Consider the following 26,863-nt stretch of genomic DNA (forward strand, 5'->3'; position numbering starts at 1 on the left):
GACACGAGGCGCTAGAGTTCACGCCGTAGCCTGTGAATCCTTTTGTGAATGAGGACGCATCTGAACGACATGGACAAAACTTCACCTCGAACGGCTATTTTCATCTCGCACGCAACACCGGAAGACAATGCATTCGTGCGTTGGCTTGGTGCCAAGTTGTCTGCTTTGGGCTATGAGGTTTGGGCGGATCTGTTCGCACTGCATGGCGGGTCGGACTGGTCTCGAAAACTGGAAGATGCCCTCCGAAACCGAGCACTCAAGATGCTATTGGTCTGCACGCCAGATGGCTTGGAGAAGCAAGGCGTTCGTAACGAGGTCGAAATTGCAACCGCTGTTAGTAAGTCGATTTCCGATACTGAGTTCATCATCCCGTTGCGGCTGGCTTCCTACGATGCGCCTTTCCGCATCGCCCATCTTCAATACATCGACTTCTCTCATGGGTGGGCTAACGGCTTCGTCGAGCTTTCCGAATTACTTTTGGCAAACAAAGCCATCTCGAGAACTGATGACGGCGACACCTTGAGTGAGTGGCTAACCGATCAAACGAATGGCGCTGCAAAGCTGATCCAACGCACAGAGTATCTCGTCTCGAATTGGCTCCGGATCAAGTCGTTTCCCGAGACACTGTACTACTGCGAACCACCCTTCGGCTTCGATGTCCAGCGATTCCAGATGCGCGACATCGAGACTTACCCGCTCATTCCGTTCAAGAACGGAATCCTCACCTTTGCCTCCCCAAATGCTGCCGGCGAATTACGCCCCGGAGTTCCGGCACATGTTGTCGGGGAGCTTTCGTTATCGAGGTTCCGGTCCGAAGGATGGTCAGAGCAAGGGATCGAGCGATACGTCGCGAGTCGTCACTTCTCTGACCTCGGCAATCAAGCCTTCGATCTACACATGCACCGGCTGGGCATGTCGGCTCTCGCCAATCAGAAAGGCCGACGCACGTGGTGGGCTGACATACGCGTCGTCCCGAAGACGAAAGTTTCGTTCAACTGGAAGCACATGAAGGGATCGCGCCAAATCATGGGCCAGTCGGAGAAGCGAAACGTGTTTTGGCACTACGGTCTGAACGCACAGACCCGCGACTACCCGAAGCCTCATATCCGCCTCTCCCCTCGCTTATTGTTCTCCACGAACGGTATGGACATCATCGATGACCCAAAAAAGGCTCATCGCCTGAGACGATCATTCGCCGCGAGCTGGCGGAACGCGCGTTGGCGCGACATGCTGCTTGCATATCTGTGGTGGGTGTCAGGCGGTACAAACGAAATCGCCTTTCCAGTGTCGCCAACTGAGAATCTCGTCGCCTCGCTTCCGCCCTTTTTGCCGGTTGCGAAGTTCGGCGTGCATGAAGCCGGCGATGTGGATGCCGATGAAGATGACCCCGACATCGACTACGGCGAATGGTACGAAGACGAGGGCGAAAGCGATGAGGAATAGGCGTCCTGCACTCAGCGTATTGCACATTGAGGAACCGGAGCTTGAGTTTCGCTTCGGGCAGCGTGTGACTTATCCCCGAGATGGCCTCTACCTGTTTGGTCCCGTTGATGCTGGCGCGGCTCCTCGTTCGATTCGCTATGGGTTCATCGGAACGCCGCAATCGTTCGAGTGCTTTCAAGAATGGGCATCTCAGGTATCCGGCTACATTCCTATTCCAACGCGCGGAAAGACGTCCAAAGAGAGCATGCCTCACCATGTCCCGTTTCCTGGCTTTGCTGAGACGTTTTTCTCACATTGGTCCGCAACGCCAGCTTTCGCGATCCGCGACCTGTCCGAAGATGATCTAAGGCGCAAGGCACATATCGGAAACCGGCACGAGGCTATCAAGGAATTAGTCGATACCTACGTTGATAGGCTCATTGCCGAGATCAAGCGGCTCGAAGACCCGCCCCAGTTCTGGTACGCGGTTATTCCTGAGTTCGTCTACGAGCTTGGTCGTCCTCAGTCTGCGGTCTCAAAGGCAGATCGAGTGCCTGGAAAGATCCTCGTGAGCGAGAAGCAGGCATCGAAGATGACCTATCAAGCGTCGCTTTTCGCACAGGACGAAAAGGATGCTGAGGTCTACCAGTATGAGAAGAACTTTCGTCGCCAGTTAAAAGCGCGCCTGCTCGATCACAAGATCGTGACTCAGATCGTTCGAGAAACGACGCTCGCGCCGGGGCGATTTCTCAAGGCTGGAACTGATCAGCCGAAGCGTCGCGTGGAAGATCCCGCGACAATTGCTTGGAAGCTCTCGACTGGTTCCTACTACAAGTCTGGCGGACGCCCTTGGCAACTTGCTGGCGTACGTCCGGGTGTGTGCTACGTCGGACTTGTCTATAAGCAGCAGCCGCAAAACGAGGACCATCGCTACGCATGCTGTGCCGCTCAGATGTTCCTTGCGGATGGTGAGGGGGTTGTCTTCCGTGGAGCACTTGGCCCTTGGTATAACCCCGATACAAGGCAGTATCACCTGGATGCGGACGCGGCCTACCGACTGGCGTCCACGGTCATTGCCGAGTACAAGAACAAGCACGATTGTGAGCCGACTGAGCTTTTCATACACGCGCAATCACGCTTTGACGATGCCGAGTGGGAGGGGTTTCACAGTGCCTGCAGTGGCGCGACGAATCCGGTCGGCGTCCAGATTGGAGATGCCTGGGACGACTTAAAGCTGTTCCGTCCCGGCAACTATCCTGTGATCCGGGGAACCGCTCTCATCGTCAGCGCACGCGCGGGCTACCTCTGGACCTCCGGCTATGTTCCACGTCTGGACACCTACATGGGGCCGGACACGCCGAACCCGCTGCATATCGTCATACGTCGAGGCGATGCGTCGATTCAAACAGTGATGGCCGATGTGCTCGCGCTGAGCAAGATCAATTTCAATAGTTGCCTTTTCAATGACCGCCTTCCGGTCACGCTTCGGTTCGCGAATGCTATCGGTGAGATTCTTACCGCCGCACCACTTCATTCAGAGCCGATGTTGCCTTTCAAGCATTACATCTAGGTAGTGTCGCCTACGCGTGGACGCGTTGGCTGCTCCGAGGTATCGGACCTACAATCCAAGCGTTACCGTGAAGTCGACGGTACCCGGCATCGCTCGGTGCGAACCTCCGTCAGTGGTGGCTCTTCCTTGTCACTTTGTCAACCACTGGCCATAGGCTTCGACATCGATCATGGGAACCGTTCCACTGAACTGTAGTTGGGCGATTAATTTGAAGAGGAATGCGGTCGCCGGTTTGTTTCCATCGGTGAAGTTGTATCTGTTCGCGGTTTGGTCAAAGGAAAAATGACCGTGGGCGGCGACACACCCGATGTCCAAACGACCATGTCCGAGATCGGTCGATAGCGCTCGATCAAAAGACGCTCCTAGCGCAGGACTCCATTCACTCTCAAAGGTCAGCAATCCACCAAGAATGGGGACGAGGGGCTTCGGAGGATATGTGCCTCCCGCATGAGGGATCGGAAGGCTCGTCCGATGCAACTTGCGGACACTAGCGACTTTCTCCTGCGCGTATGTCACCAAACCGGCGTTAGCCGTTTGCTTGGCCTCGAATACCGCATACACGCTCTCGGCTGGAATGATGGTTTCGTTCTCGTAGGTAAAAATGAACGGCGAATACTGCCGATCGAAGATCACTACGTCGATCTGCTGACTAAAGTTTCCGAGGCTGTCCACAACATGGGCCTTAGCTGCTTGGTAGCGCTTTGGCAGGTATGTGTCCAGCATGCTGATCCAGACATTCTCGCTCGCATCGCCTTTCGTTCCGGGGTGACCGAACGTCTTTCGAACAGTAGCAAGACGCTGCTGAATGTCTTCGTGCAAAGAAGAAAGTAGCTGGGAGAGTGACCACATGGACATTCAACACCTCAATGCTGTTGATGGCAGGCAATTGCTCGTCGCGGAAGAAGAATTTGGAGCTCAATAATGCGCACCGAAGACGTATTACCTCGCAATTGAAGTCGCTCCAGGCGTATCAGATATCGCGGAAACTCAGGCCTGATCGCGAAACGTTGGAGTCGGCGTCATCTGCTGGGCGATCTGAACTGCACGGTCGCCCTCCACGGCGCGGCTAGGATAAGCATCCAAGACGATCGACGGAATTAGGCGCTGGGTGAGATCGGAGAAGGTGAACCCCACATCATGCCCATTGCGCGCGCCAGTGGCGTTCACCAATCCGTCGAGCTGAGTCTTGGAGAGGCCCAGCGGCCCCAACCGTTGCTGAAGAACGTGACGACGTTGCGGCGAATCGGGTCGGGTGAAGGTAAGAATGTCAGCCGCACGACGACGCACCGCCGGGTCTAGTGCACTCAGGCGGTTGGTGCACATGATGACGGCCGCAGGCACTTTCGTCTGTGCCAGGCGATCGATTCCCCGGATGAAGGCATTGACCCCCGCACGGTCCTCATGGTGCATTTGAGTCGACTCGCGCGATTGGGCAAGTGCATCCGCTTCATCAACAAGGAGGATGATCCCGCCATTGCTCTTCCCATGGCCGGCTTGCAGTTTCTTGGCCTCCGCAAGCGTGTAATCGATCGCGGCCGTCAGCAGCTGGGTCATCTCGCCGACTTGACCCTTGCCGCGCGTGGCCAGGCTCAACGGGAAAAGAGTAATGTCGATCTTCTCTTGCCGCGCGACGGCATCACCGATCGTTTCGGCCAACTCGGTCTTTCCTGATCCAACATCGCCCGCGAGGATGACCAACGGTGGACGCCGCAGGACGGTATCCAGCAACGCTGTGGCACCGGGATGATGCTTGTTCGCCCAAGCTTCGAGTCCAGCTGGGTGAACTAGGAGTCCCAGAATCTTCGACAGGCGCGATTTTTGCTCGTCCAGACCAATCAGACGTTCCAGCCGTGTCCGCGAATCGATGTCGGGATAGGTTTGACGCTGGTCGAACAATTCATCGAGGGTCGGTTTGGTGCTCATTAGTAGGTCCTCACGCTAAAACGATCGAGCGCCTTACCGCCAGCAGAGTAGATGCGGTCAGGGGTCAGGTATCCATCGATGCCCGGCTCAGCAGCGGTACTGCGTTGAAAGGGCAAGCTCTTCTTGAATGCTTCCCGCTGGTCGGGTGTCAGGTTTAGCCACGCCGACGAATAGGTCAGGTAGTTGTAGAAGCTCGCCCCGGAAATGTCCGCGCCTGGACGGACCTTACCCGGGTCGTCGTCGACGCCATCTGCACCAGCCAGGTCTTTGGCGGAGTAGCGCAACGTGGGCTCAATCCATTTGTCGCCGCGTTTGTAGCCGTAAGTCACGGTGCCCAAATAGCCGGCTTTCAAAAGCTCCACTACTTCGGTTTCATAGTCAGCGATATCCAAGTCGCTCGGAGCACCGTAGAAGCGCTGCATGCGTTTGAGGTCGGCTGCGACTTTTGCCGCCATGTGGCGAGCATGAGTAACCGTGAATGTCGTGGTTGCAGAAACAGTGAAGCTGCTTGTCATGGGATCCTCATACCTGGAAGGAGGAACCGAAGACCTTCTGCCAGTAGCGTACGGTCTCCTGTTTGGTGGGGGCTTTCAGCGCGGCGTCGATTGCATCGCCCGCGTCTAGCGCCGCGTCTACGATGGCGTCGGCTTGAGCACGGGTGTACAGCTTCGACACGTTGTTCGCCACGTTGACCGGATCGATGATTTGCACCGGCTCTGAAAAGGTGCCAATGCTCGACAGCGGGTAGTAATCCTTGAAGGCGATTTGCTCGCGCAGACCGCTGCGGGCCGCGTAGGTAAAGAAGTGCTGCAGGGCTTCGGGATAGTCAGAAAATGACAAGCCGTCGTCGCACAACTTGGCAAGAATCATCTCGATCATGAAGGACTTAAATCGGAAGTTGCTGTTTTCCGCCTTCATGCGTCTAGCCCAGAACTTGACGAGGCGTACTACCTGGGCAAAGTGTATTTCTTGGGCTTGCTTCCGCTTCTTGGCGAACTCGAGATGCCGGGGGATGCTGGTGCTCAGGAAGGAGCCGTCATCTTGGCTGACCAGGTTGCCATACCAATTCGGATCTCCGTCGTAGAGGATCGGCACGACGTCGACGTCCAGCCCGGAGCCTTGGAATGAGACCGTGACCGAATAGGTCTGGGGCTTCACCTGCTCGGGTTTGAAATTCGGGTAGGCCTTGCGCAGCCGCGCGGCCAAGTAATCCAGCAATCGGCCAACGTCCTGGGGAGCATCCGCGCCATTTATGTAACAGGCGACATCGATGTCATTGATCGACCGCAGTGCTGTGCCTTTGGCCAAGCTGCCGGACAACAACATCTTCCTCAACGTAAAGTCAGGATGCTCGGCCAAATAAGTTTCTAGCCGCTCGCGCAGCCCGCGCGCCTGTGCGCGAAGCTCATTCGCCTTATCGCGTGGCAGATTAACCCGGTCGTCGGCGAAGCTCGCGATTTCCCTGTGCCCTACGTGCTGCTTTCCCATGCATTGATCCCCTTGCCGGGCCGGTCTGGCCGACCTAGCTAGTCTGTCGTTACTGCGGATACCCTCTGCTGTCAGCTTGCCCATGGTCTGTCGCAACTGTTGCGACAGACGGATCCCCGGCTGATCTTTAAATGTTGTGATGCACATCACAATATTCAAGAGACGAGTTTTGAAGCAGCGGCGCGGTGGTGTCAGCTCTTGGGCAAAGTCGCAGTCAGTGTTCTTGGCGAGCTTTGGCAGTTCCGTTGGCGAAGGCAGGCAGCTGTCTAGCACGTTGCACTCGCCGCTGGATGCGACCGGCGTCGCTGCTCAACCCAGCACCAGTTCCGTCCGCTTGCGCGACAGCCAACGCTCCGTGTAGTTGTCGCGCAAATCACGGCTCAACCGTGCCTTCAAGTGCGCACTCATCGCGCCAAGGGAAACCAACCGATCGATCCAGCTGAGGCCGTGGGCAAAACGCACGGCGGCCATGTCCGGGCTGTTGAGCAGCCAAGCCGGCGCAACTAGGGTTTCCGCGTAGATCAGCAGATCCCGTTCGCCAGCATCGAGAGTGGGATGACCATGCGTCATGTTGAACGTCACCCGCTGTATGTCGGTGATCGATTCGACATGGCTCAATTGCCCGCGCAGCACGGCCTCGTCGATCCAGTGCTCGGGATCGCGGTTCTGGTAGCCGGTCTGGGTTTCCTCGACGACCTTGGCCACCGTGTGTAAGGCAAAGTAGTTGGCCAGCGGTATCCAGCAGCCGGTCTGATGCGCTTCGAGTATGACGTTGGTGTCGACGAGCACGATCTGTTGCTGTTGGAAATCCATTCCGTGCTGACCGGTTACAAATCGAACGGCGTTTTCAGGCCGTGCTCGGTAAACAAGACGGCCAGGTCATCCACGCTGGTGCCGATCACGTCCGCGGCGCGGCGCACCGACAGATAACCCTGTTCGATGCCCCAGCCCAGTGTTGCCACAAAGCGGCGACTGAAACGGGGCGGCAAGACCGCGTCATTCGCGGCAGCATCCATGCGCAGCAGACCATCGTCGATGCGTTGTGCAACGGCGTTCTTCAACAGTCCCAGCACGACCAGGCGCCATTTCATGGCTGGGCCACTGACGCCGAGTTGGGCGGCAGCTTCACGGATACAGCGTGCTTGAGCCTCAGGATCATTCGAAGACAAGGCAGCTTTGTCCATCAGACCGACTATTACGTGCCGCGGCATCAACAGGCCGCCGGAGAAATTGTCCGCGAGCTTCTCGATGCGCTTTTGATCCCTGGAGAGTCTCCCTTCCTCCTCGATATGCGCCGGAGCCATCACGCGCCAGGTGATGAGGTGGAAAAGCTCGTGGCCCATGTCGAACGCGCGGCGTCCGGCGGGTTCATGGCGGTTGATGAGAATGGTGTTGAGTGGCCCTAGCTGGCACGCCGCACCAGACACGCCGACTACGGTATCGACATGCAGGATCAGCGTATCGAGTTTCTGTTCGAGCACTGATGCCAAGTTCGCCGCCGGCACATCGCCCAGACCGAGCGAGCGCGAAACGGCGTCGCCTTCGTCGGCAGCCTCTTCGAACGAGCTCTTCGGGTTCAGGCCGATCTGGGGAAGCAGGGAATTCACCGACTCACCCTTGAGACGGCTCAAGTAGCGATAGGTGGCGATCCAGCCGCCGGCGCGCCGTTCGAAGGATTCGAGATCATCCGCCTTGGCAGCCTGACGCCAAGAGAAGTTGGCTTCGCCGGCGAGTTCGAAGGGGTCGGTGAAATAACCGGTGTCGACACCGAAAAACTCGGCGGCGCGCACCAGATCGACAGGCGCAACCTGACGCTTGCCCAACTCGATGTCGGACAAGGTTTGGCGGTCATTGAAGCCCAGGGCTTGGGCTAGGTCGGTCTGATTGACCTCTCGGCGCTCGCGCAATGCTTGCAGGCGGCGGCGGATCGTTGCTTGGTCCATAGCGGCACCTCCAGTTACGGAATTTTATCTTGCAAAAGTGTCAAATGCAAGAATTCATGTAAGTTGAAGGCGGTGCCGACATCGAGTCGACGTTCATATTTACCCCTCACAGGCGTCCCATTTGGCTAAAGTCTGGGATCACATTTTTTGCGTGCTTCAGCTCACCTGAGCCGCGCATCATCACGGACATGCTTCGGCCCGCCCGGGCCACAGGGGAAGCGATGACACCGATCCTGCTGGAGGACCACCTGGAACAGGCTGCGCTGCAGTGGCTGGCCGGCCTGGGTTGGGAGGTGGCGCACGGCCCGGATATTTCGCCGCCGGATGCGCACACGCCAGGCAGCGAGCGGGACAGTTACCGGCAGGTGGTACTGGAGCATCGGCTGCGCGACGCGATCCGTCGACTGAATCCGCGGATTCCCGCCACGGCACAGGATGAGGCGCTGCGGATAGTGCTGAACCCCAACATCCCGGGCCCGTTGCAGGCGAACCGCCAACTGCATCGCTGGCTGACGGAAGGCGTGCCGGTGCAGTTCCAGCAGGGCAACGAGACGCGTGGCGACCTCGTGCGGCTGGTCGATTTCGACGATGTACGCGGCAACGACTGGGTGGCGGTCAACCAGTTTTCCATCCAGGGGCCGAAACGCACGCGGCGACCGGATCTGCTGCTGTTTCTAAACGGCCTGCCGATCGTACTGCTTGAGCTGAAGAACCCGGGCGACGAGAACGCGGATATCTGGTCGGCGTTCAACCAGGTGCAGGCGTACCGGGAGGACATCCCCGACCTGTTCATCTACAACACGCTGGTGGTGATCTCCGACGGTATTCGCGCGCGGATGGGCTCGCTCAGCGCCGAGCGCGAACGCTACATGGCATGGCGCACGATCGACGGCGCGCAGACCGATCCGCTGGGCGAGATGCGCGAGTTGGAAACGCTGGTGCATGGGGCATTCGACCGCGCGCTGCTGTTGGCATACCTGCGCAACTTCATCTTGTTCGAGGACGACGGTGCCCTGGTCAAGAAGGTGGCCGGATATCACCAGTTCCATGCGGTACGCGCGGTGGTGGAAAGCGTACTGGCGGCATCGAAGCCGGGCGGGTCGCGCAAGGGCGGCGTGGTGTGGCATACGCAGGGCGCGGGCAAGAGCATCGAGATGACCTGCTTGGCCGGCACCTTGATGCAGCACCCGGCGATGGGCAACCCGACCATCGTGGTGGTGACCGACCGCAACGATCTGGACAACCAGTTGTTTGGCGTCTTCGCTGGCGTTGCCGACCTGCTGCGCGAAACACCGGTGCAAGCCGATACGCGGCCACGTCTGCGCGAACTGCTGGGCAACCGTCCGTCCGGCGGCATCATCTTCACCACGATCCAGAAATTCACGCCGGGCGAGGACGAGGATGTGTTTCCGGTGCTGTCCGAGCGGCAGAACATCGTGGTCATCTGCGACGAGGCGCATCGCACGCAGTACGGCTTCGAGGCGAAGCTGACCGGCGATCTCGCCAAGGCGAAGCCCGCGAAGATGGCGGCGGATGCGGCAGGCTCGGTGGCGATGGCGGCGCTGATGTCGCACGAGGCATCCGCCAGTTACGCGAGCAGCGTGCGCTACGGCTACGCCCAGCACCTGCGTGATGCGCTGCCAAACGCCACCTTTGTCGCGTTCACCGGCACGCCGGTGTCGTTGACCGATCGCGACACGCGCGCCGTGTTCGGTGACTACGTGCATGTCTACGACATCGAGCAGGCGGTGAAGGACGGTGCCACCGTACCGATCTACTACGAGTCACGACTGGCGAAGCTCGAACTGAGCGACGGCGACATCGACGCGCTCGACGAGGAAGTCGACGAGTTGAACGAGGGCGCGATCGACGATCCCTCGCATGCAGCGCGCATTCGCCGCTGGGCTGCGCTGGAGAAGGTGGTGGGTGCCGCGCCGCGCATCCAGAAGGTGGCCAGCGACATTGTCGAGCATTTCGAGAATCGCCTGGCCGCGATGGACGGCAAGGCCATGATCGTGGCGATGAGTCGCGAGATCTGCGTGCACCTGTACGACGCCATCGTGGCGTTGCGGCCTGAATGGCACGCCGCCGATCCCGAAAAGGGCGTGATCAAGATCGTGATGACCGGCTCGGCCGCCGACAAGCCGATGCTCAAGCCGCATGTGTATCCGAAGGAAACGCGCAAGCGGCTGGAGCGACGCTACAAGGACTCCGCGGACCCGTTCAAGCTGGTGATCGTGCGCGACATGTGGCTGACCGGCTTCGATGCACCCTGCCTACACACCATGTACATCGACAAGCCGATGCGCGGGCACAACCTGATGCAGGCGATCGCACGGGTGAACCGGGTGTTCAAAGACAAGCCCGGCGGCCTGGTGGTCGACTACATCGGCATTGCCAACGAGTTGAAGCAGGCGCTGGCCGATTACACCCAGGCCAAGGGCAGAGGCAGCCCCACGATCGACGCCGAAGAGGCGCTGGAAGTGCTGGTGGAGCGGATGGAGCTGCTGCACGGCATGCTGCACGGCTACGACTATGCGGCGTTCCGCGCTCAGGCCTGGGCGCTCCTGCCCGGCGCGGCAAACCACGTGTTGGGGCTGGATGACGGCAAGCAGCGTTTTGCCGATCAGGTGTTGGCGGCCACCAAGGCGTTCGCACTGTGCTGCACGCTGGATGCGGCGCTGGCGTATCGTGATGAGCTGGCGTTCCTGCAGGCGATCAAGTCGGCGATCACCAAGCATGCGACCACCGACAAGAAGCTCAGCGACGAGCAGAAGGAACATGCACTGCGCCAGATCATCTCGCGCGCCGTGGTGTCCGATCAGGTCATCGACATCTTTGCCGCCGCCGGCCTGAAGCGACCGGATATCGGCGTGCTGTCGGAGGAGTTCCTGCAGGACATGCGCCATATGAAGGAACGCAACCTCGCAGTGGAGCTCCTGGATCGGCTGCTGAAGGGCGAGATCAAATCGCGCTTCAAGACCAACGTGGTGCAGAGTGCGAAATTCTCGGAGCTGCTGCAGGCATCGTTGACCCGCTACCGCAACCGTGCGATCGAAACGGCGCAGGTGATCGAAGAGCTGATCGCGATGGCGAAGAAGTTCCAGCAAGCCGCCGAACACGGTGACGCGCTGGGACTCAATCGCGATGAGGTCGCCTTCTACGACGCACTAGCGAACAACGAATCCGCCGTGCGTGAGCTCGGCGACGAGACATTGCGCAAGATTGCGGTAGAGCTTACCCAGAAGCTACGCAACTCCGTCACAGTGGATTGGGCGGTCCGTGACTCGGTACGCGCCAAGCTGCGGGTGATGGTGAAGACCTTGCTGCGCCGCTACAAGTATCCGCCGGACAAGCAGGATGAGGCCGTGGAGATCGTATTGCGGCAAGCTGAGACTTTGACAAATACTTGGGCGGGTGCGGAGCAGCTAGGTTGAAAGCCTTTTAGTCTCAGAGTCGAGTTGGAAGTGAGCGTATTTTCCCAACCGAGACACGCTGGCTCCGTAGAGTTAGTGGCCATTTCAGCCACGCCATAAACTTGGGCTGGCCTAGTTGACGACGCGGCGTCTCGGGCTGCAGCTCCGTAAGTAAGTCAGACCATCAGATCGTCTTCGTGGGTAATCGAACGATCTGGCCTTGGGATACTTGCTCCAACAATTTCAAATTTTCAGCCTCTAGCTCATCCACACGGGCCTGCGCCTCTCGAAATTTGTTTTGCAGCGTGACCATCTGCAAGTGGTACAGATTGGAGAAATGCTCTGCACAAAGAGCACGCTCTTTCCAGTCATTCGCACGCTGCGTTACGACTTTCCGCACCGCTTTCTTTCCGACCGCGATACGCGTTCGAATATCGGCCAGCCACTGACGCAACATCGGAAGCGTCGTCTCCCTATGCGCTGCTCCCCCAAGCACTGAGGTGAGAATACGGGCACGTCGGCAGGCTTCAGCGCGATTAAGTTTGCCAGCGTTGTATGGGTAGAGCCCGTCGTTCTTCTCGATGTCTAATTCGATCTGCGCCATGGCCGAACGTAGCTTGGCGACGACCTCTGCGGTCCGGGCCTTCGCATGGGCTCTGAGTGCTTGGGGTTGGTCGCTCATCCAGCTTGCACCACCTGCTTATCCCACCACATGTTCTTTCCCTGTACCAACTTCCTGATCAGTGGGTGTTCCCGCCACTTCTCGTAGACCTCCCGCCAGCGGAACAGGTGATTCATGAGCTTTGCGGTCAGTTCCGCGATCAATAGTTCGTTTTGCTCTTCGTTGGCACGCTCCAGTAGAGGCACAATGGCATCTATTCTGTCGTCGCACATGTTCTTGTGATACGCGAGAATCAACTGATGCGTGCAGCCCGCCTGACAGTTGAGCGGATCACGACGCAATCCTTTGCCCTCTCCGCATGGACCGTGATCGAATCGATCCATTGTGCAGATGACACCTTCCATGACGGGCACCCAATCACGCCCACCGAGCGTCAATTGGTCGGCCAACTCGTACATGTCTTTTGGCTCCAAGGCGTCCGACCCCTTGATACGGCGAAACGCATGCACTTTCTCGCGCACGACATCACCGAATGCTCCTCCCAGGTTGTCCGCATCCTTTATGGCGTCTACCGCCAGGAGAATGACAATCTCTCGCTGCATACGCATCACGTCAGCAACGATGGCCTTGTCGCTTAGCATGTAACCGATTGTCTGATCCGGATCATCATGACCAAAGGTATCCATGAGGACGATCTGTGCGCTGGTCAGCGCAAGCGCAAGAATACGTGCGAGCGTTTTGCGGAAACGGTGCGTGTGCATCACTGAACCATCAAGGTCGAGCAGGTCCTGCAATCCAAAGACACGCGGCAGTTGTTTAAACGAGTGATTGAATCCCGTGAGAGGCGCACCGACCATTCCACGAGCCTGCCCGATCTGCACCCAAAGATGCTTACCCAGTGACTCTGGATCGTCCGGCCTTGCGAGTCGCTTCATCAGCGACGCAAGGAGGATCTGTTGTGTAACTACCTTGACCAACACAGGCGGGAGTGGCCAGTCGCGCCGCTGCCCACCCCGCTCGCGCGTATTTTTCCATTGGGTACCTGCAAGTCGGTAGCCATTAGGTCCCGGGATCAAGCAGGCTGTTGTGTAATCAACGAGTGTCGAGGCTCGTGGCCCCGTCGCCAGGAATAGCAGCCATGCGTGGCACGCTTGGAGAGTCACCACCAACTTAGTAATGTCACCCCAGCTCTGCGGTGGCCACGCAAAATCAAGAAATGATTCTTTGCTTTGAACAAACCCTTTTCTTTGCTTGAAGTTGAGCCTAACTCCTTTGTCGACTGGTAGAGCAAGCGGCGAGCCGTCCTGAGCGGTCCATCGCCAAGACCTTATTAATTCCCCCCTTAACTTAGACAACCCATTGGATTCACTCTTTTTAGCGCGTTGCCCGGGCAGCTTTTGCCACGACAGCGACGCTGCCGGCGGCAGCTTCAGATCAATGCACGCCTCAAAGCACTCCAACAACGATGGCCCGACCTCTTGAGTCATCCACAATACACATCGACCCATTTTGGCAACAAACAAGTCGGGCAACGGCTGCCATTCCTGGCTAGAGTCTTCGGCCTGCTCCTGGGCCCCCTCGCCGTAACGATCACGCTCAGTAGGCGCATCGTCTTGTATTGGTTCCGGTGGCGCATCTGCGACCAGCCCACGTTCGCAAAGCCCAATCAACGCCTTGGCGAAATATCGTTCAGTGTGACTTTTTACGTGGGCCAACCGAAGGCGGCTCCACCAGCGCGCATCGGAGCCCGCTTCCTCGGCAATGACCTTGCCCATGCGGACCGCAATCTCCCCCTTTTGAAGCACTGATGTAGGCATCAGAATTGTGTTTCTTTTCTCATGCCTAGACGGCGTTAGCGTCAAAAGCAAAACGAATTGAATCGCCTCCTTCCAAATTCGATCGCCCTTTGGGGTATTCACAGTCAGGCAACGGAAACGGGTCTTTCCCGATTTTGGTGCCCAGCCTTCGGGGATAATCCAACGCCCCCATTCTCGTCCGTACCCCAATTTCTCCTGGAGTTCGAGCAGCTCATCGCGCCCCATCGATTGAATAGCATGAAGGTCCAGGCCCGTCGCCAATACAATGGCAAGCCGCTGTGCGGCTTCAGGATGCAGCGCGTACCCGGCCTTTGCCATCTGCGCCCCCTAGTTGAAGCTCGACCATGGATCAAGGTGGTATCGAGCGTTGCGAATCTCCTCTTCCCAGAACACACGGTATTCCGCAACCTCATCTGCCGACCATTGTTCCAAGTCGATCCTGAGTTGGTCGAGGTCCGCGCTCAATTGAGATTCGGACCAAATCACGACGCTCACCGAGGCGCGAATTTTTTCCAACTCAACCAGCCGCAGTACCATGCGTCTCGCATCAAACGCATACCCACGAGGGCAACCAGGGCAACGCGTGCCGGCTCGACAAGGGGTTTTTCCGTCTAGCGGGTTGTTTGGATCGATCTCTCGAGGTGGTGTATATGGCGTCGAGCAGACATACCCAGCTGGCGTGGCTTTCATGCGAAAGCGCTCCAGACGAGAAAGTTGTTCCTCATTCGGCACGATTCCCAATTCCAATCGCGCGTGGAGGATGGTGGGGTCACAGCGCCCAGCACCCAATTCCTCGAACAAGACCTCTTGAGCCTGCTGAAGCCGTTTTTCTGAGAACTGTCTCCAGAGCCGGTTCCGAAGGTAATGGCGCGTACTGGTGAGGTGCCTTTGCCCGAGCGCCCACTGAACCATTACCATGCTGTAGCGCGACTCCTGAAAAACATGTGTGGCAAATACGTCTCGCCAATCACTTGGGACAAACGTCAAGGGAATGGCGATGGCGCGCCGACGAATGGTGACCAAAGGCTTAAGCTGTCCGATCGGTAACGTGGCGTTTGTCTTTGCGAGTAGCGCGTTCTTGATAGCCGCGGCGGCGTTGTCCTTATCGATCTCTACATTTCTCTCCTCGGCTTGAGCGTTGTGGGCTACAACCTTCTGACGAAACCAGCTTGATGCTTCATTCGGCTGGGAGCGATTGATAGAAACAACACGACCTGAGAATCTGTTGTTTCCCGCGGCAAGCCAGGGAGATGTTTTGACGAAGGACGATAGACGAGCTGCATCTACGTCGACCGAAGCGTCAGTACTGAGGCGATGAGCCCCAGTTGCAAGCAAGTCTCGCAGCGGTTTCGTCCGATCGATCAGGGCCTGGACGATGTGCAGCGGACCAGTCTGTACGCGTCCGCGGCAGAGCGTGGTTTGCCAGCCTTTCGATCGCTCCTTCCAGCTCTCTATAACCCATATGTCATTGTCTGGTCTTCCGTGGATACGCGCCCAGAGTGGGTTTGAGATATCGATGGAATACACCGTCGAGGGGTTCCACCCAGTACGCGCCATGAACAGTTGCGACAAGCAGTATAAGTCTGAAGGGCTTGGATAGAGGCCATATTGAGCATCATCAAGGTTCAATCCAGTCCGATGCCACCAAGGCGGGACACCTTTTTTCTCCACAAGTCCAAACAAAGCGCAGATTTGCGTACTCCTGGGCAGGGGATCTCCGAGGCGCTGGATGATGGCGCGGTAGGTGGCATGAATATCCGATTCAGTAACGTAGAAATGGAGCATTCGCCCATCTTTACCTTGTTGTTTGCGCGGAATGTCCAGCAAATTGCGTCCCTGCTGGGCTAATTCATCCGCACGCTTCCAACGACGAAATATCTTCTTGGCTTGCTCGGCGAGCAGGTGGAAAGCCGCTCGAGCTTCTTCTTCGGCCGGGATGTCTTTGTCATTTGATATCGAGCGAGGCGCGTTGGGCCAATGAAACTGCGTCGGCCCCAGCGCCATTTTTAATATCTGGGCGACCAGTGAATAGTAGCCTGGGCGTGGCGTGCCGCCACGCACCCCAGGCGGGGGATACAGCCACAACTGCCCCAAGGCGCCTCCCAGCACATCCCGCGTGATTTCACCCTCAAAAACAGCTTCGTAACTATCCAGGAAGCGCCAGAAAGATCGTAGGGCCGCAGCCGCTTGGACCAGACTGCTCTGTCCCCAATCACGGGCTAAGGTCTGTAGCGCAGGCCAGACCAAGTCCGCCAGATCTCTTCGACCTTCAAAGCCGCCGTTCCACGATTTTCGACCCGCCCCGGTTAATTTTTCCGATGCGCCGATCCATAATTCAACAAAATCTATCGGTTTGCACAGATATCCCTTATTAGGATGGAGGATTCTGGAAAAATTAGAAGTAACGCCGTCCCCATCCATCATGGTCCCTCTCTGACGGGAATTGCGTGACTCTTTCGAGTGCTTTGATTCCCCAAAGTTCGAACTTGGCCCGTGTCTTGGGCGTCCTGGTATTTCAACGACGGCACCCCAAGCACGTCCGCTAGCCGCCATATGGCGCCGCGAATATAGAGGTTGGTAGTTTCAAGCGACAGATGGCCCAGTGTAGGGCGGAGAAACGTATCGATCTGGTTTCGCATGACTTGATCTATCCAGCCAAAGTCTACTGGCCCGCTGGTTGCAGATAATCGAAGCGAGGCGGATTCAACGAGCCATTCCACCGCGAAGTACCTTCTTCCAGCGTGCGGGCTCCAGCCAGGCGGACTTCCGGCCACGTCTGACCATACCCGCCGCAGCTGCTGGTTAGCGAATGGTTGGTTGCTGCTTTCACTTAGCCAAAGCCGCGTCGGTTTGGTACGAGCTCGGCGCGCTTGTTCAGCCTTGTCCGTAGGCTCGCGAATCCAGCGACGTATTTGAAGCTCGCGCGCCTCTTCGCGGTACACGTGAATTTTTTCCGCCACGTCAATGGGTAACGATACCGTCCTACCTCTCCGGGCTACGTCACTCGTTGGTGTGGTTTTGCCTCCTTTGACACCTCTTTTGATAAAGAAATGAACGCGCTCGGCGACAATCTTCCAACGCGTGCGTGGAGGAAGGGTATCTACCTCCATCGAGTTCACCTCGTTGATCCTCATTCCACTCGTAGTAATGACCTCAGCCATCAAGGCCTTGATCGGGCTACGATGACGCATGGCGCTTAGCCACGTCTTGACTTCACCGGGAGTAGGTAGAGCCAGCTCCCGACTCGGTACTACATCGAGACTCCCTATCCGCGAAACAACGCTATGCGACCGTTTATGCGCACCATCACCATTGCGGTGCCAAATGGTGGTTTCCCGCGTCATTATCTCAAAAGCAGACCTCATTGGCTTTCCGTCGTCTCGTTCAGGTACTAACGAAAGCCACGTTAGGAAGTAACAAGCTTCTGCCACATAAAGGTTGATCGTAACGTTAGCCAGAGGCCTGCCGCTGCTGGAAAGCACACCGCTCACAAGGCCGTCCTGCCATTTACAAACATCGCCGTACGACATAGTTGCGAGATTTAGGGGCTCCCCTCGAGGAAACCCGCGCTCAACCCAGGCAACAAATTCCCGCATGCGGCGTGCAAGCGCCATGCAACTTGCCTCAGTCTGAAATGCCCTCCTGGGTTCGGCTGGCGTACCGTTCGTTCCCATCCTGAGCGGCCACTCACAAAGCGCGCGGGCTCGAATGTAACGGTTTTCAAGCGCGGGATAGCTACCGTCCTCGCGAACAAGGAACGGAACATGAGCAACTGCCGGGTAGCCAGCTTCTATAAGTCGGTTTGAATTCGGACGGACGACGCGCAAAGGCACGGAGGGATACTCATGTAGTTCTGGCAACTGTAACTTGAGAGAACTGTCAGCGCCCCGTCGCGACACGATTTGATGGGCATGCAGAAAATGTCCTGCCCGGCCTCCAGCAGGTGGGTGGCGAAGGAGTGGCGCAGGGTATGGCAGGTGGCCGGCTTGACGATGCCGGCCTTGAGCCGCGCGTTGCGTACGGCGCGCTGGAGGCCGGCCTCGTCCACGTGATGGCGCCGCCGCTCGCCATCGCGCGGATCGCGCGACAGCTGGTCCGACGGAAACACATACTGCCAGCCCAGCTCGCGCGGCGCCGACGGATACTTGCGCGCCAGCGCATGCGGCAGCCACACCGCGCCCAGGCCCGCCGCCAGATCCTGCTGGTGGACCAGGCGCACCCGCTCCAGCTGCGCCTGCAGTGCTTCACGCAGGCGCCGCGGCAACGGCACATGCCGATCCTTGCCACCCTTGCCGTCGCGCACGCAAATCTGGTTGAGCTCGAAATCCACGTCCTTCACGCGTAACCGCACGCATTCCATCAGCCGCATGCCCGAGCCGTACAACAGCGAGGCCATCAGGCCGAAGCGGCCATCCAGCATCGCCAGCAGCCGGTTCACCTCGTCCCGCGAGAGCACCACCGGCACCCGCTGCGGCCGCTTCGCCCGCACCACCGTCTCCATCCACGGCAACTCGACCGACAACACCTCCTTGTACAGAAACAACAGCGCCGACAGCGCCTGGTTCTGCGTGCCAGCCGCCACCTTGCCCTCGACGGCCAACGTACTCAGAAAGCCCTCGACCTCCGCCACCCCCATGTCGCGCGGATGCCGCTTGCCATGGGCCAGGATGAACCGCCGAATCCAGCCCACATACGCCCGCTCCGTCCGCAAGCTGTAATGCCTCAAGCGCAACCGCGCACGCACCTGATCCAGCAACCGCGGCGTTTTTGCCCCCGTTACACCCTCACTTTCGCCCGGGTAACTCATACACCCTCAAAAGTCGCTGATAACAACGGCAGCATGCCCGCCCACCACGCACAGGGCATCCGTGCAAGGCCATGATCCGATGTAGGAATCCGCTGCTTGTGCGGTCAGGAGCGGCGCCGCATACTCGGCGCAACACCCCACTTTTGGGGTCTACTTAGCGTTAGGCATAAGGGGGGAAGTCCGTGGCACCGGAGACGATCTTTGGCGTCGCTGTCATTGTTGTGGCCGTCTTGGCGTTGGTCGCCAAGCTCGTTCCGAAGCGTCAACCGCCGGAGAAGTTCTTCAAGTGCTCCCGCTGCCATACCCTTACTCGGCACAACAACCGCACCATTGAGGCGTGGCGTAACGGTAAGCCAAAGTTCTTCTGCCAAGCCTGCCACTCAAATTGGTTGCGTTCGCACCCATCGCAAGATAGCGAGCAATTCTCCTCAAGCGGTTCCGCATCCGGCGGTTCGGGCTGCCTCGGTGTTGCAGTCTTGTTCGCGCTGCTACCACTAGGCGGCATGTTGCTGTGGGCTTATGCCTAACAGTTCGTCCAAGCGGACGCGCGAAAAACCGCGCGCCGCTTAACTCTAGCGTTAGTCGGCAGCTCGTGTTGGTTTGCCGTATCGTGTGTTTCGCTCAGCTTCGCGCTGGCTTGTCGTCCGTCGCCGCAGCAGCATTTCGCGCAGTGTCGTCGCAAGCCTGAGCTTTCAGAGCTGGCAGTTTTGGGGTGGTTGGTTGCTCAAGCTTCGCGTTCGTCGTGCGCCCACATCGTCGCCCGAGCGTGCTGCGTCGCAACCGTCTAACTCCTCGTCCAAGCGGACGGCTTCGCCGCCGCTTAACTCAGGCGTTAGGTTGGTCAAGATCACGCAAGTCATGGAGTGACGGAACCAGAACTCCCACTTTGAAGGGGTAGTAGAAATGGAAGATATGGAAGACGACGGGCGTCCGAGCGACATTCTGGTGGAGTCATCGCCGTCCGCTAATAAAATGGGCAAAGTCACTTTTGTTGGCGGAAATTTCGGTACGGGTACAGCCCATCTTGTATCCGGCGCCAAGATAAACCTTCCTGGGTATGGAAGTGGAGCAATTCCACTGCATCGCATCGAGTCCGTGGAGGTAGCAACAGAGCAGTCAGTCAAACGACTCTCGGGTACGCTTGGGTGGGGTGCAGTCGGCGCGGTAGCGCTGGGGCCCATTGGGATGCTGGCTGGGCTTATAGCGGGCGGCAAATCTAAAGAGGTGTCTTTTATAGCGGTCCTCGAAGGGGGATGGGTGTTTGTCGCAACAGCCGATATCAAGACCTTCGGCCTCATAAAGGCGGCCACCGTTCGTCGACGCTAATTTTCCTTCACGCGGCCGACTACGCCGACGCTCAACTCCAGTGATACACGGCTACAGCAGAATCTGAGGTAGGTACAATGTGAGCATGCGAACGAAGTACCCAATGACATGTGTGTGCGGTCACAAAGGCGCATTGTGCCTTCGCGAAAACGATCAGCCTTACTCGTCTATGTGGGAGAGCTACTCACTCGATAACTTCAATGGTGGTAGCCACCGGGTGGAAGGTTTTGCTGATTTGCCAAGCGTCTTCGCTGCCATACGTCCTACTTGCCCATCCTGCGGCGCGAAGCTAGATGCGGGCAACTTCGACAAAAGCTGAGTGGCTTGTTCTGCCGTGCTGCAAGGCAACCTAACCACTCATTCGAGGCGGACGGCTACGCCGCCGCTCAATTCCAGCGTTAGGCATTCAAAATTGGCTCGCATCAATTACATCAAGATCACTGGCTGGTTCTGGTTGTTGCTTGCCGGCTTTTGGTTGCTTCTGTTCGGCCTGTCGGCATCTCAGCATTCCGAGGGGTCACCACCGACCGCCGCGTTGTCTATAGCGTTCCTGTTGTTGTTTTTGCTGAGTGGTTTGGCATTGGTCCGTCGGTGGCGTTTTCTTTGGTGGTGGCAAATTCCCGCAGTGCTAGCCCTCGTTAGCATCTGGTACATTATTTTTGCAAGTGGCCTCGTTTGGCGGCTCGTTGCCTAACCAGTCATTCGAGGCGGACGGCTTCGCCGCCGCTCAATTCCAGCGTTAGGCACGGGGGGAGACTATGAACGAGGTTCGAGAGGCCCAGGCTTTTGACCAAACTCTTGCCGGCAAATGGGGCCTCGTCATCCTGTTCGTCGGGTTCTCCGCACTCGAGATTTGGGCGCTATTTTCTGGCGTCGTCACGCTCGCGCACTGGAAGGGGTGGCTCATCGCGGGTGGCGCGGTGTTCTTTCCAATCATGGCATTGTGGTCAGCCATTGACCTCACCAGAGATAGTCGCCTTATTGGCATCGCTCGGCATCTGGCTACCGCGATCAAGTGGCTTTTGGCACTCCCATTCGTCCTCGTGGCCGTGGCCTTTATTGGCTGGTTGTTGTATCAAGCGGCTGGCTGGCTCGCTACCATTCCAAGTTGGGCAGCGGTTATCATCGTGTTGTTGCTACTTATTTACAGCAAGCGTGACACCCGTGCCTAACAATTCGGTCAAGCGGACGCAAATCCCGCTACGCGGTCTTTGCGCCGCTTACCTCAAGCGTTAGGCGCTGCTAGCGCGCATCAAGGGGAACGGGCGTGCAGAGATTGTTCCAAGTGGTGATTCTAGGGCTCGCCGTGATCGCCGGGTCGGCGCAAGCATCCGATACTGGTGGGGGTTTCTTCATCGCTGGCGGCGTCGGTGGCGTCACGTGTCCAAACTTCGTATCGGTTATGGAAAGGGCTAGGTTGGATGGCATAGGCTCGGCCGCGTACGCAAACGAAACTCAAGGCTTCACGATGTATCTTCTTGGGTTCGAAACGGGATACAACATGGCCGAGCCTCATACCTATGACGTATTTCCAAACGAATCCACTGCGTATCCTCTACTTAACTGGGTCGAGAATTGGTGCAGGGTTCACCCTACCGCGCACTTCGGCGAGGCCGTTGTTGCACTGGCCAAACATAGTTACCCGATGCGCCAACAAATACAACCAGCCGAGCCGGCAGCATCTAATACGTCGCCCAAACCGGTGCGCTGAGGTCCACGTTTCATTCGGCTACACGTCAGTAGCAACAAGAAAGGCAGCGTGTTATGAAGGGCGACGAGTACATCAAAGATAAGTCCATCGAAGATCTTCTTACCGCACTCTACACGGACTCCCAGGTAAACAGTAAGGTCTGGGAACAGCAGCGCGCCGCATTATTTGCCCGGTGCGCGCAAGACGTCGGAAGTTCCATACGCGAGTACACACAGTCAAACAAGGCGCTTTCCGGCCGACTGCTTTGGTTAAATATTATCCTAGGTATTTTCACGGTAATCGGGACGATTCTAGCGGTGTGGTCGCTATTCTTTGATGGCCGCGCCTAACATCTCATTCCAGCGGACGCTCGCCTACGGCTCGCGCCGCTGAATTCGGGCGTTAGAACTCAATGGAGATTGCTGTGCCCGAGAGAGAGGTGATCAAGCAAGACTGCCCCCTATGCGGATCTCCAGCGGACTTTTGCCTCGTCGACTTCAACAAGTGCAAATACTTCGAGTGCCCGAGTTGCAGTTTGTTCCAGATATCGCTGCGAGCCGAGAAGATTCTTCTTCAAGCCCCTCAACAATGGCGCGACGGCTACGCAACCAGGGCTCAGCAGGCACCAGAAGGACATGCATTGGTCATTCGTGTTCCGCCTCCATCACAAGAGATCGGCGCTGCAAGCGCAGCACTTTCTGGCAAGTTCGTTCTTAGGTCAGAACTTCCACAATAATGTCGGCAGTAAGTTCTAACATTTTGTTCAAGGCGGACGGCTTCGCCGCCGCTTAACTCCAGCGTTAGACCTGTCTCAGCAGATGAGACGTCCGGGTGCTTTGATAGCATCGCTGAGATAGTCAGCGTGCAGTGGAGGCAGGAAAGTGACAGATCATCAGATCATGTGCATCAACAAGACCAATCGTCAAAGCGCGCATGAGCGCATTCAAAGTATCGGGGGCATCGGCAACGGTGAGCGCTGGAAAATTTCCCAACAAGACGCAATTGCTGGCATAGAGTCCGGCAAGTGGCGATTCTGGGTTAGCGTCAACGGTCAGTCTGTTTGGGTTGTTGTCGCCGTCAGCGCCGCTGGCAACAAGTACATCAAGACTCAGAATGACGGCGAGCAGCCGAACAACCTATTGAGCCTTCCCGAGTGCCCGTAAACAGGTCTAACATTTCGTCCAAGCGGACGCGCGGAAAACCGCGCGCCGCTTAACTCTAGCGTTAGCACCCACAGATGGACCGCGACTATATTCTGAATCGGCTTGTACCTTACAGCTTGGGCGCTGTCAGCGCACTCGCGCTTGCGCTCAAGTACCGCATGGCTTGGGATGCGCCGAGGCGAATGGAAATTTACTTCGACGGGAAGTTATCGATCGAGGGAAATTCCAACGCATTTATTAACCCGGCAATCGAAGCTGGTCTAATTCACTGCCGAGCCCTCTTGGAGTTTTTAGGTCTCTGTGTTCAAGGCAGCCACTTACAAAACGTCAAGTTGCCACGCCGCCGGCAAGACGACGTAGGCATAGAGTCTTTCTCAAATTCGTCGGGGCCGTTGGGGTTGGTCACACCAACCGTAGCCATTTCTCATTATTCCGGTCCGGCCTTGCAGGCCGAGAGCGCGTTACTCGCCGTGTTCCACGCTGCAAACAAAGGTTTTGCACATTTCACCGACGGCTTCGACGCTTCGCTGGTAGATGGTGATGCAATGGAGGTTGCAAGTCGGGGTGTCCCTTCGCTCGTCATAAGCCATCTCTATACGCCGCTGGGCTTGCCGGCTCCAGACTTCGAGATCAAAGGTCGGCCTCGCAGTGGGTGCTAACATCTCGGTCAACCGGACGCTCACCCCACTACGCGGGGTTCGCGCCGGTTACCTCGGGCGTTAGGGCGCTACCAAATCTGGCACGATCATTGCGTGTGAAAAGTAGGTGCGTGTGTTGTTGCCACGTATCCAATCACTGCGTGGCCGCGCCGTCGGCACGCGGTCCAGACGCCTTGCACAAGGGGAATCGCCGTGAAGCTTTTAATGTTGGGAGCCGTTGCGCTCGTTCTTTGTAGCCTACAGGGTTGCGCCACCTACGGTTCACTGACCGCCGTGCCATCCCGTGGTGAGCGGTCTGTCTTTCAAGACGGCCAAAACACGATCATATCCACACAGCTAAACACGGTTGCCGTGACGCCGCGTAGCAACAGGATTAAAAGTGGGGATCAGGGTGCATTCGTAATCGCCGTACACAACGGGCTGACAAATGACTTGGTCTTCTCAACGGAAAACGTATCTGCGTCCGATACGGTAAATGGGCGAGTGGAAGCACTACACGTTTATACCTACGACCAGCTAGTAGCACAAGAAAAGCGGCGTCAAGCATGGGCGGCATTTGCCGTCGCGCTCGCTGGCGCTACGGACTCAATAAACGCAGCGAATGCTGGGTATTCACATACCTACGGAACCTATTCGGGGTCCGCATATGCCAGCAATGGTGTAAGCGCCTACGGGTATGGAAATTATTCGAGCACCACATACAATTATGCCGCAGCGCAGGCGGCGCAAAATGTAGCAAATGCCAACACTAGCGCACGATTTGCAGCATTGGCAGAACAAGGGCAGGAGAACTTACGGGCCTTATCGTCAACGATACTCAAGAAGCAAACCGTGTTTCCTGGGACGTGGTACGGTGGCGTTGTGATGGTGTCGTTACCGAGTGTTACCAGCACACGGCAGCAGGTCCGATTGGACGTGGAAGTCGGTGGCGAGCATCACGAGTTTCTGTACAACCTCGAAAAGGCGAGCAACTAATGCGCGCCTAACTATTCGCTCAACCGGACGCAAACCCGCTGCGCGGGTTCGCGCCGGTTAGCTCAAGCGTTAGGCCAATCTCAAAACCCTCGTGAGCACCAAGCAATGAGCATTGAAAAAGACACGGAGTCACGCTGGATCCAGCTCAACGACTATGAGCTTAGCTCTAACGCCAAAAGGGACGCTCGGCCAGAGCGCGACTTAGATTCATATCCTTGGACCGTCGAGGATCACGAAAATATTCGTCGTATGGTGCAGGAAATGACCGGCCGTCTTGACCGCGTTGAGCAGCGCCAATCTGTCTTATATCGCATCACGCATGCCACACTTTCCTCGGTAAACGGCTTGCGTTACACACTCATCTTGGTTGCAATTTTTGCGTTTCTAGCGAGCCTCTGGCAAAAATGGTTTTCGTGATCGCTGGGGGCTGCTAGCCTAACAACTCATTCGAGGCGGACGGCTCCGCCGCCGCTCAATTCCAGCGTTAGGCTTCAAATGCGAAATACGCTCCGTAAGCCACAGACCATCTACACAGCTACCACATGTTTGTGGCTCGTTGGCATGTTGGCTCACTGCGTTTGGCGTACCCACGCAGCCCTTTCTGGGCCACCCAGCCCCGACCTTTACGCAAACCACGTATCCTTCCAGCTCGTCACGTTCTTAGTTTTCTGGATGCCTGCATGGCTCATCGGGCTGCTGCTAATACTAGTCGGTGAGTTTGCGGTCTTTGGGCGCAAGCCTAACCAGTCGTCCAAGCGGACGCGCGAAAAGCCGCGCGCCGCTTAACTCAAGCGTTAGGCTTCAAGAGCTTTCCGGGTCAGTGGCAAGTCAACGCCAGCGTCCAGGTCGCGCTCCGCATCACCTTGGTTTCTTCGTTCGGCGTCGGGCTGGCCTGCGCGTGTTGCGCGCGTGCGCTGGGGCAGTTCTTCGCAACTTGCGCGCGTGTTCGTTTGCGCATCCATCGCGTCTTCCGCACGCGCGGTGCGTAGCAACGTCACCATCTCGTCAGCAGCTTGTCTGTCGTACGCAGGCCCTCACCATTTCGCGTTCTTGTAGTGCGTTTGGTGTGGCGCTATCGTCCATCAAAGGTCGCGCCTCGGGGCCGCCTAACAGTTCGTTCAAGGCGGACGGCTTCGCCGCCGCTTAACTCTAGCGTTAGGCCTTTCAAGGAATATCCGTGAATTCCGAGCAAGCTAATTCCATGACATCTGCGCCTCAGTCCGTTTCCGCCCGTCGCTACGCAGCGGTCTACGGCCTCATCGGTCTAGTCCTCGGCGCGCTGGCAGGCTACTTTGTCTTCCCTAGCGTTTTTTCAGCTGCCGTCATTGGCTTGGGGCTCGGCTGGATTATCGGTCGCTTTCGCTGGTTCGTCGGGCGTAAGGCCTAACCAGTCATTCGAGGCGGACGGCTTCGCCGCCGCTCAATTCCAGCGTTAGACACCTCACGGAGTGTTTCGGTGACCGATGAAGAAATCTGCAAGATCGAAGCTCGTTGCAATGCTGCAACGGCTGCACCATGGCAATCCTTCATCGAGGGTCGCGACCACGCGTCCGGCTCAGACTTCATTCGCACCGGCGGCTTGGATGGCGCGAGCCCTGACATCTATCTCACGGATGCAACTCACGCAGACCAAGATTTCATCGCCCATGCTCGCCAAGACATTCCCTTACTTATCGCCGAGGTTCGGCGTCTCAAGGCACTCGTCGGTTAGCATTGCGTGGTCGGTGTCTAACATTTCGTTCAAGGCGGACGGCTACGCCGCCGCTTAACTCCAGCGTTAGGTGCCACATGGAGAGTGTCGCAATTTTGCTCAATCACTATCGGCAAGAGTTACAGCATGCTGCCGCCTCCGCACCGGAGCGGGAACGGGGCCTATGCTTACTACTGCTCCAAGAACTGGTGGCACTGGAAACCGCGGTAGCGGCCAACGAGCAGTCGGCTATCAGCGCTCACATCATCAATCAGCAGCAACTCTTTGGTCGCAGCTTCTTGTCCGGGCAAGCAGGTGAGTCCGCTGAGTTAGCATTCAATCGGGTGGCACG

24 protein-coding genes are annotated in these 26,863 nt (G+C 57.5%); 14 read left to right on the top strand and 10 right to left on the bottom strand.

Features of this window, described 5'->3' with window-relative positions; all coding sequences use genetic code 11:
• The first annotated feature begins 69 nt into the window (after window positions 1–69).
• Window positions 70–1,443, top strand: coding sequence for a toll/interleukin-1 receptor domain-containing protein (locus RHOOR87_RS0114145; RefSeq protein WP_157769773.1), 1,374 nt, complete (start codon window positions 70–72; stop codon window positions 1,441–1,443).
• Window positions 1,376–2,992 (top strand): hypothetical protein, encoded by a 1,617-nt coding sequence (locus tag RHOOR87_RS0114150; RefSeq protein WP_196806984.1) that lies wholly within the window; start codon window positions 1,376–1,378, stop codon window positions 2,990–2,992. Before RHOOR87_RS0114145 ends, RHOOR87_RS0114150 begins: the two co-directional genes overlap by 68 nt.
• Window positions 2,993–3,121: 129 nt before the next feature.
• On the opposite strand, the gene nucC is transcribed toward RHOOR87_RS0114150, so the two are convergent.
• From nucC to RHOOR87_RS0114180, 6 genes are all read right to left on the bottom strand, one after another.
• Entirely contained in the window at window positions 3,122–3,847 is a 726-nt protein-coding gene (gene nucC, locus RHOOR87_RS0114155; protein WP_007514452.1) for a CBASS effector endonuclease NucC, read from the bottom strand.
• A gap of 132 nt (window positions 3,848–3,979) precedes the next feature.
• Window positions 3,980–4,915, bottom strand: a complete 936-nt coding sequence (locus RHOOR87_RS0114160) for an AAA family ATPase (protein ID WP_007514454.1) — start codon at window positions 4,913–4,915, stop codon at window positions 3,980–3,982.
• Window positions 4,915–5,430, bottom strand: a complete 516-nt coding sequence (locus RHOOR87_RS0114165; RefSeq protein ID WP_007514456.1) for a hypothetical protein — start codon at window positions 5,428–5,430, stop codon at window positions 4,915–4,917. Before RHOOR87_RS0114165 ends, RHOOR87_RS0114160 begins: the two co-directional genes overlap by 1 nt.
• 7 nt (window positions 5,431–5,437) lie before the next feature.
• Window positions 5,438–6,403 carry a CBASS oligonucleotide cyclase gene (locus tag RHOOR87_RS0114170; RefSeq protein WP_007514458.1) on the bottom strand — a complete coding sequence of 322 codons (966 nt, stop codon included), beginning with the start codon at window positions 6,401–6,403 and terminating at the stop codon, window positions 5,438–5,440.
• A 309-nt stretch (window positions 6,404–6,712) separates the two neighbouring features.
• Complete coding sequence (locus RHOOR87_RS0114175; RefSeq protein ID WP_007514460.1) at window positions 6,713–7,216, bottom strand: hypothetical protein; 504 nt, start codon at window positions 7,214–7,216, stop codon at window positions 6,713–6,715.
• 14 nt (window positions 7,217–7,230) lie between these two features.
• Complete coding sequence (locus RHOOR87_RS0114180) at window positions 7,231–8,346, bottom strand: XRE family transcriptional regulator (RefSeq protein ID WP_007514461.1); 1,116 nt, start codon at window positions 8,344–8,346, stop codon at window positions 7,231–7,233.
• A 221-nt stretch (window positions 8,347–8,567) separates the two neighbouring features.
• Between RHOOR87_RS0114180 and RHOOR87_RS0114185 the strand changes: the two genes are divergently transcribed.
• The gene (locus tag RHOOR87_RS0114185) at window positions 8,568–11,783 is read left to right on the top strand and encodes a type I restriction endonuclease subunit R (protein ID WP_007514462.1); all 3,216 of its coding nucleotides are present in this window, start codon (window positions 8,568–8,570) and stop codon (window positions 11,781–11,783) included.
• 163 nt (window positions 11,784–11,946) lie between these two features.
• Here the strand turns inward: RHOOR87_RS0114185 and RHOOR87_RS0114190 are convergent, their stop codons facing one another.
• The 4 genes from RHOOR87_RS0114190 to RHOOR87_RS0114215 all read right to left on the bottom strand — a co-directional run bounded on the left by RHOOR87_RS0114190 (window position 11,947) and on the right by RHOOR87_RS0114215 (window position 19,008).
• Window positions 11,947–12,444: a hypothetical protein gene (locus tag RHOOR87_RS0114190; RefSeq protein ID WP_027485368.1), complete on the bottom strand. Its 498-nt coding sequence runs from the start codon at window positions 12,442–12,444 to the stop codon at window positions 11,947–11,949.
• Window positions 12,441–14,519 (bottom strand): hypothetical protein, encoded by a 2,079-nt coding sequence (locus RHOOR87_RS20435; protein ID WP_155950956.1) that lies wholly within the window; start codon window positions 14,517–14,519, stop codon window positions 12,441–12,443. Before RHOOR87_RS20435 ends, RHOOR87_RS0114190 begins: the two co-directional genes overlap by 4 nt.
• A 9-nt stretch (window positions 14,520–14,528) precedes the next feature.
• Window positions 14,529–16,625, bottom strand: coding sequence for a hypothetical protein (locus tag RHOOR87_RS20440; RefSeq protein WP_155950957.1), 2,097 nt, complete (start codon window positions 16,623–16,625; stop codon window positions 14,529–14,531).
• A 1,366-nt stretch (window positions 16,626–17,991) separates the two neighbouring features.
• Window positions 17,992–19,008 (bottom strand): integron integrase, encoded by a 1,017-nt coding sequence (locus RHOOR87_RS0114215; RefSeq protein WP_027485370.1) that lies wholly within the window; start codon window positions 19,006–19,008, stop codon window positions 17,992–17,994.
• 903 nt (window positions 19,009–19,911) lie between these two features.
• Here RHOOR87_RS0114215 and RHOOR87_RS20445 point away from each other — a divergent pair.
• The 11 genes from RHOOR87_RS20445 to RHOOR87_RS20815 all read left to right on the top strand — a co-directional run.
• Window positions 19,912–20,334, top strand: a complete 423-nt coding sequence (locus tag RHOOR87_RS20445; RefSeq protein WP_155950235.1) for a hypothetical protein — start codon at window positions 19,912–19,914, stop codon at window positions 20,332–20,334.
• Window positions 20,335–21,092: 758 nt separating this feature from the next.
• Entirely contained in the window at window positions 21,093–21,506 is a 414-nt protein-coding gene (locus RHOOR87_RS19290) for a hypothetical protein (RefSeq protein WP_037115374.1), read from the top strand.
• Window positions 21,507–21,601: 95 nt separating this feature from the next.
• Complete coding sequence (locus RHOOR87_RS20450; RefSeq protein WP_155950234.1) at window positions 21,602–22,045, top strand: hypothetical protein; 444 nt, start codon at window positions 21,602–21,604, stop codon at window positions 22,043–22,045.
• 53 nt (window positions 22,046–22,098) lie between these two features.
• Window positions 22,099–22,374: a hypothetical protein gene (locus RHOOR87_RS20655; protein WP_027485371.1), complete on the top strand. Its 276-nt coding sequence runs from the start codon at window positions 22,099–22,101 to the stop codon at window positions 22,372–22,374.
• A gap of 549 nt (window positions 22,375–22,923) precedes the next feature.
• Complete coding sequence (locus RHOOR87_RS0114235) at window positions 22,924–23,187, top strand: DUF3892 domain-containing protein (RefSeq protein ID WP_196802019.1); 264 nt, start codon at window positions 22,924–22,926, stop codon at window positions 23,185–23,187.
• A 74-nt stretch (window positions 23,188–23,261) separates the two neighbouring features.
• Window positions 23,262–23,846 carry a hypothetical protein gene (locus tag RHOOR87_RS20455; protein WP_155950233.1) on the top strand — a complete coding sequence of 195 codons (585 nt, stop codon included), beginning with the start codon at window positions 23,262–23,264 and terminating at the stop codon, window positions 23,844–23,846.
• 192 nt (window positions 23,847–24,038) lie between these two features.
• A complete protein-coding gene (locus RHOOR87_RS20460; protein WP_155950232.1) occupies window positions 24,039–24,821 on the top strand; it encodes a hypothetical protein in 783 nt (260 codons plus the stop codon).
• Between the two features lie 105 nt (window positions 24,822–24,926).
• Window positions 24,927–25,238 (top strand): hypothetical protein, encoded by a 312-nt coding sequence (locus RHOOR87_RS20465; protein ID WP_155950231.1) that lies wholly within the window; start codon window positions 24,927–24,929, stop codon window positions 25,236–25,238.
• Window positions 25,239–25,998: 760 nt separating this feature from the next.
• Entirely contained in the window at window positions 25,999–26,208 is a 210-nt protein-coding gene (locus RHOOR87_RS0114245) for a hypothetical protein (RefSeq protein ID WP_155950227.1), read from the top strand.
• Between the two features lie 69 nt (window positions 26,209–26,277).
• Window positions 26,278–26,532 (top strand): hypothetical protein, encoded by a 255-nt coding sequence (locus RHOOR87_RS19945; RefSeq protein WP_081700009.1) that lies wholly within the window; start codon window positions 26,278–26,280, stop codon window positions 26,530–26,532.
• Between the two features lie 77 nt (window positions 26,533–26,609).
• A partial coding sequence (locus RHOOR87_RS20815) for a hypothetical protein (RefSeq protein ID WP_231381801.1) occupies window positions 26,610–26,863 on the top strand: 254 nt, incomplete at its 3' end.

Source organism: Rhodanobacter sp. OR87 (assembly GCF_000473345.1).
Classification (GTDB): domain Bacteria; phylum Pseudomonadota; class Gammaproteobacteria; order Xanthomonadales; family Rhodanobacteraceae; genus Rhodanobacter; species Rhodanobacter denitrificans.